Source organism: Arthrobacter sp. Leaf141, assembly GCF_001424565.1.
In the GTDB taxonomy this organism is placed as follows: domain Bacteria; phylum Actinomycetota; class Actinomycetes; order Actinomycetales; family Micrococcaceae; genus Arthrobacter.
In genome coordinates, this window is the sequence record NZ_LMOL01000042.1 from 5,314 (window position 1) to 15,033 (window position 9,720).

Consider the following 9,720-nt stretch of genomic DNA (forward strand, 5'->3'; position numbering starts at 1 on the left):
TGGATACCCAGAGATGGTACTCGCGGGATCCCAGCTGCAGCGGCCGCTTTGGCCGACAGTTGCACAGGCCAGTGGCCCGGCGCAGGGATCGGGCGCATCTTGAAACGGTTCCCCGGATTGAGGGGAACTTCGTGGTGTTGGCATGGATGGCAGAACACCTGTCGTCCCTGCTGAAAAGAACCCGGCCCGCCGCCGGGGAGGGTCGGCAGTGCGTGTCTTGGTCCATGGGGAACTTGCCCGGTGGTGACCACGAGCTGGTGGAGGTCGTGCACAGACGCCGGCCCCCTAGCGGCGACGTGCGCGCATTGGTGGACCTGGCGTCTGTGTGCAACCGGTCAGGTGGGTCGCGTCGTCCACAGGGGTGCGGGAAAAGCCCGGAGGTTTAGCTTTTGCCGTGCCGGTGTGGGCGAGGGGCTACTGATCCGTGGAGGTGGCCTCAGCTGCAGCTTCGTTTCGGCTGGCAGTGGATTCGGAGGTAATGGTCGGGCGTGAGGTTTTGGTGCCGCGGGGTCGGCCTCCGGCCTTCTTTGTGGGGGAGTCCAGGCCGAAGCCTTTGAGGTCAGTTTCGGTCCAGTCTGCACGAAGGGCTGACTGGTAATCCTTCGCGTACTTCTGTTCGGCTGCTGCAAGCAGCTGAGCGGCTTCCTGCAGTTTGACGCCGCTGGCGGCAGCGTTCTTGACCGCAGCGACCTTGGCGTCCCGGGCAGCGTCGATTTTGGCGGCCGCTTTAGCGGCAATGTCGTTGATGTCCATGCCCCGACTCTACCGACGCACGCCGACACCGGGGTGGTGGTTTTCGGCGTGGCGCACCAGAGACTTGAAAACCACCAAAGGCAGCCGTACGGAGCAAGCTATACACTTACACGGGTGTAAGTGGCTTGTCGTCCTCGACACTGGCGGTCGAGTACGGCACACTGGTCAGTGTGGTCCCCGGTTCGGGGTCGCTGCGCTGGGCCTTTGAGGGGAGGAATTGGGATGTCGGATGAGGAGATTTCTCACCGCACCAATTTGTTCCGCCGTCGTCGGGAGAACACCCCGGCGGGGTCGAAGAAGCGCCGTGACCTGTGGGTCACGGTGGAGGAGGAAGCGGCTCTGGTTGCCCGGGCCGAGCGGGAGAAGGTGACGGTCCCGAACCTGCTGCTGTCAGCAGCACTGTCGGAGCGGAATGATTCCCCGACTGAACGCCGGGCCATCATGGCCGAACTGATGCAGCTCCATAACCTTTTGGCCCGTTCGTCGAACAACATCAACCAGATCGCCCGGCATGCAAACGCCACCGGAGAGATCCCGGCGGAGACGGCCGAGGCGTTGAAGCATCTGCGGTCTGTGGCGATGCGGATCGATCGGGCCATTGACGGGTTGATGTAAGGATGATTCCGAATATCACCCGCGGTTCGCGCATGGGCGGGCTCATGGTTTACCTGGCCTCGACCGATACGGATAAGACGAAGAACGCCCACACTGATCCGCACCTGGTGGCCGGGGACGCGGCGCTTATGGCGTGGTACGACAACGGCACCCTGGACCGTGAGGATGCGTTGGCTATCGCCAAGCATCTTGATCGACCCCGCAAGGCTTACGACGTGTCTGTGCAGATCAAGAACTTCGAGTGGGACGCTGCCAGGAAGCAGCGCGTCCACGTCGGGTACAAGGACGCCAGCGTGTGGCACTGCTCGCTGAGCCTGCGCGCCGAAGAGGGCGCACTGACCGACCAGCAATGGGCCGACATTGCCAATGACTTCGTGGACTCCATGGGCTTCACTGAGGCCAGCGGAAAGGCGCGCTGCCGGTGGGCCGCGGTCAACCACGGCACCAGTGAGAACGGGAACCACCACATCCACCTGGCCGTGTCCCTGGTCCGGGAGGACGGCACCAAAGCATCCACCCACGGGGACTACAAACGGGCGCAGGAAACGTGCCGTGAGCTGGAGGCTAAGTACGGGCTGGAACAGCTCTCCACCATCCACGCGACCCGCGGTTATGACCAGGCAGAAAAGGCCACAGCAGTCCGGGACGAACGGGAAATGCACCGGTCCTCGCTGTCCAGGAAAGTCCGTGCCTGTGCCAGTTCCTCAGCGACCGAAGCCGAGTTCGTCCGCCGCGCCCGCGAGGCCGGGATGCTCCTGCGGCCCCGGTATGCGAAGAACACCACTGACGTCGTCGTTGGGTACTCTGTGGCTGAAAGGCCGGCACGCGGTGAGCGTCCGATCTGGTTCGGCGGTGGGACGCTCGCGTCCGATCTGAAGCTCGGTGCTCTGCGTGAGGAATGGATGGATTCACCGCACCTGGCGACCGAAGCTGCAGCGGAGTGGAACGCCGCGGCACGGAACAAACGAACCGTTTCCCGCACGGGACCGGAGCACGCCACCCCAGGTCCCCAGGTCTGGGTGGATTACACCAGGAATGCCACAGCCCTCGTCGACCAACTTCGGGCGCTGCCCAGGGATGATCACGCGACCTGGGCGAAGGCAGCCCGGGAGGTTTCCGGTGCGTTCGCTGCCTGGTCCTACCGGCTCGAACCCACACCCGGGCCGTTGGCTGCGACCTCGGCGGAACTGGCCCGCACCGCGCAGCTGAGGAACCCCCTGCAGTACAGCAAGCCCGTGGCGCTGCCTTCCATCGCCGGCACCGCGATGCTGTTCATGGCCGCGTCGAGCAAGAACAAAACAGCCGCGCAGACGGCACTGATGATGCAGCTGATCAACACCGCCTTCGCCATCTATGAAATGCACGCCCAATCCGGGCGGACCCGGGAAGCCCAGCGCATCCGATCGGTGGTCGAAACCCGGCTCGCCCCGTTCACCGGAGCAATGCCTAAGGCTGTGAACGTTGGGGCCGAGCAAGCCCCCGGGGCGGATGCCGGGTCGGTGCCGAGGTCGATTGATATTGCCCGGCGCGGGATGGTGCCCATCCGGCCAGGTTCAGCAGTACCCATTACGCCCACGCCAGCTACACCGGCGAAGACTTACCAGCCGGGCCGGAGCGAGTCCGGCCCCGGAATGGAACGATAAAAAGAATGTCGCGACGAGTGCAAGGGGGAACACCATGAGTGAGTCAGACGGAATGGAAGATGTCATCGAGGGAGGCCTGCGGCAGTCGCTGCTGATTGGCTCCCGCATCGCTGAGACAATTGCCAGGAGCCGGCAAGAGACACAGCGCCAGCAGGAACAACACGACGCTCAGGCAGCCCGAGAAGCCGCGACCAGGTTGGCCGGCGACCGCAGCGCTGCCCGGGCCGTCCTGTCACCCGTCCAGAAGGACCAGTGGTGGGATAAAGCCCAGCCCTCCGACATCGCCACCGTGTACGCAGTCGCTGAGGGGTGGAAAGACCACGACCCCATCGCGCTGGCGGCGGCCGAGAAGATCCGCACCGAAGTCCAGACCCGGTACGGAATCGACACCCACGACATGTCCGGGTACCCCGCTGCACTGCAAACCGCGGTTCAGGGAGCCGTGGCAGAGAAAGCCAAGCAGGACGCCCAGGCGCAGGCCGAAAGCGAGAAGCGCACAAGCGAAGCCGACCACGAAAAAGCCGTGCAACTCATTGCAGCTGCCCGCGCGGAAGAACTCCGCGCCCAGGCAACCAAACTCGCCCCACACATGGAACGCCACCAGGTCCCGGCCGAGTACTTGGCCAACCCCGAACTGGCCCAGGCCCTCGAACGCGCACACAGCGCCAAGACCCCCAAAGCACTGGAGGCAGCCGACACCGCGATCAAAGAACGGCTGTACCTGATCGGCAAGGATGGGATCAACGGGCCCGGCATTGACCAGCTCCGGACCGAGACCACCGCGAACATCAACGGCACCGGCGAGAAACACTTCGCTGACCCCGGCTTCGTGCAAGCCGCCAAAGACATGCACGAAGCGAAACTTCTCGCCGAAGCCGGCTTCAGCGGCGACAAATGGTCCACCCAGGAACAACGCTACGAACGAGCCGAAAATGAACTCTTCGCCCGCATCGAGGGTGTCGGCCGAGAAATTGAAAACCGCGTCACCGGCGACGACAGTCAGCGGCTGAAAGACCAGGGGGTAGAGGCCGAAACAGCTGCGCAGATCGGATACGGCTCCGCCGAACACCACGAGAAGTTCGCCGACTCCCTTGCCGAGACCGGCGCCAGCGACACCCAGATCAAGGGCCGGCTCGCAGCCGCGCGCAGCGAGGGCACGCATCCCAGTGTGGCCGTCGCGAATGGCAAAGGCGCGGCCAAAGCCCGGAAGACCCGCACAGGCGCGGCTGTGGGCGCTGAGCGAGGTAAGGGCGGACCCAGCCGCTAAGGCTTGGGGCGCCGGGGGATATCCGTACTGGGCGGGTCAGTCATGGATAGGATCGAATCCATGACTGACGCCCGTGACCTCGCCCTACCCTCCGACTACGGCGACCTGCTGGGCCAGCTCAAGGAACGAGTCCGGGCAGCCCGCACCAAGGCCATACGAACGGTGAACACCCAACTCATCGAGCTGTACTGGTCCATCGGTAAGACGATTCTCGAGCGCCAAGACGACCAGAGCTGGGGCAGCGGGGTTATCGGGCGGCTGGCCGACGACCTTCGAGCTGAGTTCCCGGAGATGAAGGGGCTGTCGCGCCGCAACCTCTTCTACATGCGCGGGTTCGCCGCGGCCTGGGTGGAACCAATCGTGCAACAGCCTGTTGCACAATTGCCGTGGGGCCACATCACCGTGCTGCTGGACAAGGGAGCGACCCCCGAGGAGCGGTTCTGGTACGCAGCATCAGCCGTGCAGTATGGCTGGTCGAGGAACGTCCTCCTGAACATGATGATGAACAGAACCATGGAACGGACAGGGGCGGCACCGTCGAACTTTGTGCAACAGCTTGTTGCACCAGAATCTGAACTCGCTCAACAGATCGCCAAAGACCCCTACAACTTCGAATTCCTCGGACTCTCCGGGGAGGTCGCCGAACGGGACTTGGAGAACGCTCTCACCAGCAGGATCACCGAGACGCTCCGGGAACTCGGGCCCGGTTTCTCTTTCGTCGGCCGCCAAGTCCACTTCGACGTCGACGGCGACGACTTCTACATCGATCTCCTGTTCTTCCACATCGAACAATCCCGCTACGTTGTCGTCGAACTCAAGACCGGCAAATTTCAGCCCGAATACGCCGGCAAGCTCAACTTCTACGTCGCCCTCGTGGATGACACACTCCGGCGCGACCACCACAACGAAACCATCGGGATCCTCATCTGCGGGACCAAGAACGACCGTAGTGTCCGCTACAGCCTCGGGCGCTCAAGCTCGCCTATGGCGGTGGCCGCCTACACCTACGATCTGCTTCCTGCCGCAGAGCAGCGGGCGCTGCCCGATGAGGTGCATGTTGTGGCCGCACTCGAATGGGCCGAGCTAGCCGAAGGGTCCTCGGATGACCAGTAAAGGCTGCTGTCTGATTTGGCATCAGATTGAAGAAGGTCATTCATTTCTGCTCGCCGTTCTGCGGCCGCGACGCGTTCCATGTCCTGCCGATTTCGCTTTCCATCGCCGTTCCACTGGTGAAAGATCTTGAACTCGTGGGGAAAATCAGCTTCTTCGTCGAACTCGCTTGGTGGTGACTATAAAGAATTTCTCGTTACTCGGCTGGAAAGAGAACGTGAGGTCGCAGACATAGTCCATGGCGAAGATCTGACTCCACGCCGAGGGAGTGCTTTCGAAATGGACGACCGGATCATGTCGCCTTTCAGTCCGTCAGATCTTGCGCGAAATCTGCTAATTTCAACGATTCATACATCTGAGGCAATCTCTGAACTGCTCATCCACGAGAATTTTTCAGGGATCCAAGTCGCATTCCCGGTAAGCGGCGCCTATACCCTTTACCGCGCGCATATGGAGTCAAGTGCACACGCGTTGTGGCTGATGCGACCAACCGCAGCCAAGGCCCGTAGGCGTAACGCACTTCGGTTGTGGTGCGGTGAGATAGAGCATTTCAACTCTTTCGCCGGAGAGTGGAAACAGACCTTTCCAGCGTCTGAACCCCGTTCCTACGACGAGCTGCTTGAGGTAGCACTTGCGGTGGGAATCGATGCGGGAGGTAAGTCTCCCCTTAAGGCTTGGCCGTCACCTGGATCCACCTTTGTAATGCGTCAGATCGAACCGTTCCACGAAGACCGGGTCATGACATGGCTCAACGCCTGGCAGCTCTGCAGTGGTTTCGCGCATGGCAAACGCTGGGCGTACCTCGCCTTCAGCGAGCTTGTTCCAAGCTACGGCGAGAATTCAACGCAAGAAGGTTTGCAACGTAAGATCCGGGGGAGCGGGGCCGTCTTGGCAACCATCGCGTACGAGGCGGGACAGCTTTTCGACGCAGCATGTAAGAGGTACACGCAGTTGGCCACTACAGGAAGCCCATCCTGGGACGGTTTTCCGCTTTCTGGGCAAACTACTCCGCTGCCGGCCTGGCTTCAGGGGCTGAAGTAGGGCCTGCAAAATCGGCGACCACGCGCACGATGGCGTTATCCTCTCTCTTGTTCTTAACGACACTGCGAACGTCGAGGTCGTTAATTTCGACAAGCTCATCATTAGGAGCGGTCGCGGTCTCCGGCACTAATGTCCGGATATCCGGCCAGTTCTGCATATCGTTGAAGCCCCTGCACGGCCCAAGACACCCATCGCAATTCAAAAAGTTTTGCTGCGCCGCACGGCGAACTCGTGGGTCGTCCCCGGCTGGCCCTAAGTCAACCGACTCCTCGATTATGCGCGCCTGCGGGTAGCGGGGTCGGGCGACTAGCGACACTTCCTCAAACCCCATGTTGCGCGCGTTGGAATACGCTACGGTCGGGTAAGCCTTGCCGGCCTCGTGCTCGCAGGTCGTTGCGCCACAGATTGAGCATTTGCCGTCGCTATGCGCTGCGCTCTTGTAGTAGACCTCATTCATGATGTGGTCGCAGTTCTCGACCAATTTCCCACAGATCGAGCACTCGAAGTCACTGATTAGACCTGCGGAAGTGCCTAGACGCAGGTGAGACATACTTATCGAACAGTTCGTCCAGAATTCGTCGTCTTCGCGCAAGACTATGGGGCATCCAAACAAACCACGTCGGATGAAAGCAGCCCGATGAATCGCCGCGTGAGCGACTTCCGCTAGCTCGTGGTCTTCTAGGTAGTTAAGCGCGGCTACGGCTGAGGATTCCGATTGTCGGATTAACGGTTCGACCTCTTCCAGTGTTTTCTGGTCGATTGTCGCAGTGAAGTCGATCCACTCGGAGCGCTTCTGTCGCTGCATCTGCCGGCGAAGAACGTCATCATTTGATTCCAAGGGCTCATGCATCGCCGGGATATCTTCGGCCCGATTGCCAAGGGCTTTTAGAGTTGCAATGTAACTTTCATCGGCGGTCTGTAGCGACTCTCTTCCGTTTGAATCGAGGTAGCGGTGCCGATGTGGTCCACCTGATGGTGGGATTGGGCCCGCCTGCATGATTACTGTCCTAAATCGTCGACCTCTAGTCTTAGCCATTGTGACCATCTTCGTGTTGGTCAGGAGATTTCTGCTGGAGGAGTCGTAGAGCTTCGAGGACTTCGGAGCCGCTACCCTCAATTTCGATGTTCCGTGAAGTGCTGGTCTCCGCGATTGACACCTTTAGCGGCAACTCCTGTGCTTCTTCTTGAGTCCATCCCTCAGCCTTCGCACGGGTGTGGATGAACTGCTGGACGCTGAAGATGACCCAATCGCTGGTAATGGTCAGGAGAGCCAGACCGAGCGCCCACATGTCCGGGCCGGCACTGAACTCTTGCAGGTATTTACGCTGGCGTTCGCCCGTTGCGAATTCTAGTGGGATGCCACCGGCTCGTGCCTCTTTCGGCAGATACCGCACAGTGTCCGTGTACCTTGGGGTGGCATCTTCGTCGGCCTCCATCGGCCTTCTCATCGGAATGACGTAGACCTTGTCTGTCTGCACGTCTTCAGGCAACGCGCCGGGGAGCGGCCTCCACTCGTCTTCTGTAATCTTTGCTGCCATGCCCGGAGCATACCGGGTGAGAACACCCCCAACGAAAGCCAGGGCTGCAGTGATTGTCTGCTCGCAAGGGTAAATTCTTGCTATGCGAGCGGACAAGGAACCATGGACACCAGATACGACCATTCCATATTCACAGTTCCGGCAAGCCACCCGGCGCCATGCCCCTTCTGACCTTATTCCTGCCGTAGCCGCAGCAGCGGCCCGAAGAGCTTACGATAAGCCCGCGCAGAGGGCCCGAGGGATCCACCCTTGGGTCTTTGCGGCCATGGCGCGCGATTGCATGCTGTACAGCAATGAACGTAGGTCTAAACCTGTAGAGGCCCGAGCTCTGCAGCAGATGCAGAACTACTTTTTCAATTCGCCTGGATGGGACGAAACACAGGAGTCAAAAACCAGCATCTTTACGATGCTTCTCGGAATGGCCTACGAACAGACCTGGTACCAGAAAAATGTCCGGCACGAACTTGCAAGATCGTTTCTCTTGTACACCAAGACAGAGGCCGCGCCCGATTACGAGCACCCTAACGAGCACGATTGGGAGGAACTGCTCGGAGTCCCATTCCTTACGGCAATAGCAGCATCCTTTGCGCTGTTCGCCATAACCTGCAGTAACCTTGGCACCTTCGATCCAGAATGGCCAGGTAATCCGGACTATTCCCAGCTGGAAGCCTTCATCCCCGCAAAGCATCTTCGCCGGGTGCTGGACCTTCTGACTACAACCGTCCCGGAGGCTAAGGAAAGGGCCAAGGCCACAGCCCAGCTTCCTGTCGGTCTTCAGCGGTATGCGTTCAATCCGTTGATTGAACGCCCTTTTGTGGACCTAGGTAACGGCCTCCGTTATGCGCCACAGCCACAGTTCGTCCTAAGAGCGTTCGCAACAGAAAACCTCTACTATCGCGGCATGCAGCGCTGGGGAAGGGGCTTCGGATCAGCTTTCGGCGCAAGGGTAGAGGCTTATACCGGCATGCAGCTCCGCCACACGGGCGAGCACAGCGTCATCCCAGAGTTCACCTGGAACAAAAAACGGGTTGGCCTCATGCGGTCTTCTGACTGGTTTCTTGTCACCCCGGCCGCAACCGTTCTCATCGAGTGCAAATCAGCACGGATGAGCCTGGAAGCTAGAGCAGGCACCGAGGCAGCCGAGAGGCTGATTGAACAGTACATAGGAAAGGCCTACCGACAATTAGAGAACAATGCTTCCGAGATTTCTGCCGGCAATCCAGCTTTCAACCATATCCCCTCTGATCGCCCTTTGGTCGGCCTGATTGTTACCGCTGAACCCATGATCGGGGCCAACTCCGTGCAGACGCGCGAGCGTTTCGGAACTGGTCTGCTCCCCGTTTTGACGGCTTCACTGGCTGATATTGAGCGGATGTCTTCCCTTAGCCCGGATAACCTCGGCGAGATTTTGCTTCGAATACTGAAAGATTCTCATCTTGTGAACCTGAGTCTCAGCGATGCGATGGCTAACGTCGTCGGATCAAATGCAATGCCGCGAAATAAATTGATTGACGAAACTTTCCACGAACTCACCCCGTTCTCTAAGATTCGGGATGCCCTGAAACCAACGAGAAAGTAAGACTCGAGGAAACCATCCTCTTTCGGCCCAAGGCCGCAGCTGCACTGGCTCCTGCAACCCCCGTATCGGTAGTGGCGCATATCCTGTGAGCATGGACTTCACATCCCTCCACTGAGTATGTCAACTCGATTCAGGACCGCTGAGACGGTTTGATTCAGGACCACCCACGAGTCG

General features: G+C 60.1%; 10 protein-coding genes. 7 read left to right on the forward strand and 3 right to left on the reverse strand.

The genetic code is table 11. The annotated features are described in order from the left end of the window. Positions 1–414: 414 nt before the first annotated feature. Positions 415–753, reverse strand: coding sequence for a hypothetical protein (locus tag ASF72_RS18265; RefSeq protein ID WP_056601220.1), 339 nt, complete (start codon positions 751–753; stop codon positions 415–417). A 222-nt stretch (positions 754–975) separates the two neighbouring features. Here ASF72_RS18265 and mobC point away from each other — a divergent pair, with 222 nt between their 5' ends. The 6 genes from mobC to ASF72_RS20515 all read left to right on the forward strand — a co-directional run bounded on the left by mobC (position 976) and on the right by ASF72_RS20515 (position 6,429). Next, positions 976–1,368 carry a plasmid mobilization relaxosome protein MobC gene (gene mobC, locus ASF72_RS18270; protein ID WP_200933679.1) on the forward strand — a complete coding sequence of 131 codons (393 nt, stop codon included), beginning with the start codon at positions 976–978 and terminating at the stop codon, positions 1,366–1,368. Positions 1,369–1,370: 2 nt separating this feature from the next. Then, entirely contained in the window at positions 1,371–3,011 is a 1,641-nt protein-coding gene (locus tag ASF72_RS18275) for a relaxase/mobilization nuclease domain-containing protein (protein WP_056601221.1), read from the forward strand. Between the two features lie 34 nt (positions 3,012–3,045). Then, positions 3,046–4,278, forward strand: coding sequence for a hypothetical protein (locus tag ASF72_RS18280; RefSeq protein WP_056601222.1), 1,233 nt, complete (start codon positions 3,046–3,048; stop codon positions 4,276–4,278). Between the two features lie 60 nt (positions 4,279–4,338). Beyond that, the gene (locus ASF72_RS18285) at positions 4,339–5,391 is read left to right on the forward strand and encodes a PDDEXK nuclease domain-containing protein (RefSeq protein ID WP_056601223.1); all 1,053 of its coding nucleotides are present in this window, start codon (positions 4,339–4,341) and stop codon (positions 5,389–5,391) included. Between the two features lie 26 nt (positions 5,392–5,417). Further along, entirely contained in the window at positions 5,418–5,567 is a 150-nt protein-coding gene (locus ASF72_RS20510) for a hypothetical protein (protein WP_157371071.1), read from the forward strand. Between the two features lie 100 nt (positions 5,568–5,667). Next, entirely contained in the window at positions 5,668–6,429 is a 762-nt protein-coding gene (locus ASF72_RS20515) for a hypothetical protein (RefSeq protein ID WP_157371072.1), read from the forward strand. On the opposite strand, the gene ASF72_RS18290 is transcribed toward ASF72_RS20515, so the two are convergent. Beyond that, the gene (locus ASF72_RS18290) at positions 6,392–7,426 is read right to left on the reverse strand and encodes a hypothetical protein (RefSeq protein ID WP_157371073.1); all 1,035 of its coding nucleotides are present in this window, start codon (positions 7,424–7,426) and stop codon (positions 6,392–6,394) included. The genes ASF72_RS20515 and ASF72_RS18290 overlap by 38 nt on opposite strands. A 31-nt stretch (positions 7,427–7,457) precedes the next feature. Beyond that, on the reverse strand, positions 7,458–7,967 hold the full coding sequence (locus ASF72_RS18295) for a hypothetical protein (protein ID WP_157371074.1): 510 nt from the start codon (positions 7,965–7,967) through the stop codon (positions 7,458–7,460). 280 nt (positions 7,968–8,247) lie between these two features. Here ASF72_RS18295 and ASF72_RS18300 point away from each other — a divergent pair, with 280 nt between their 5' ends. Next, positions 8,248–9,546: a hypothetical protein gene (locus tag ASF72_RS18300; RefSeq protein ID WP_157371075.1), complete on the forward strand. Its 1,299-nt coding sequence runs from the start codon at positions 8,248–8,250 to the stop codon at positions 9,544–9,546. The last annotated feature ends 174 nt before the right edge of the window (positions 9,547–9,720 follow it).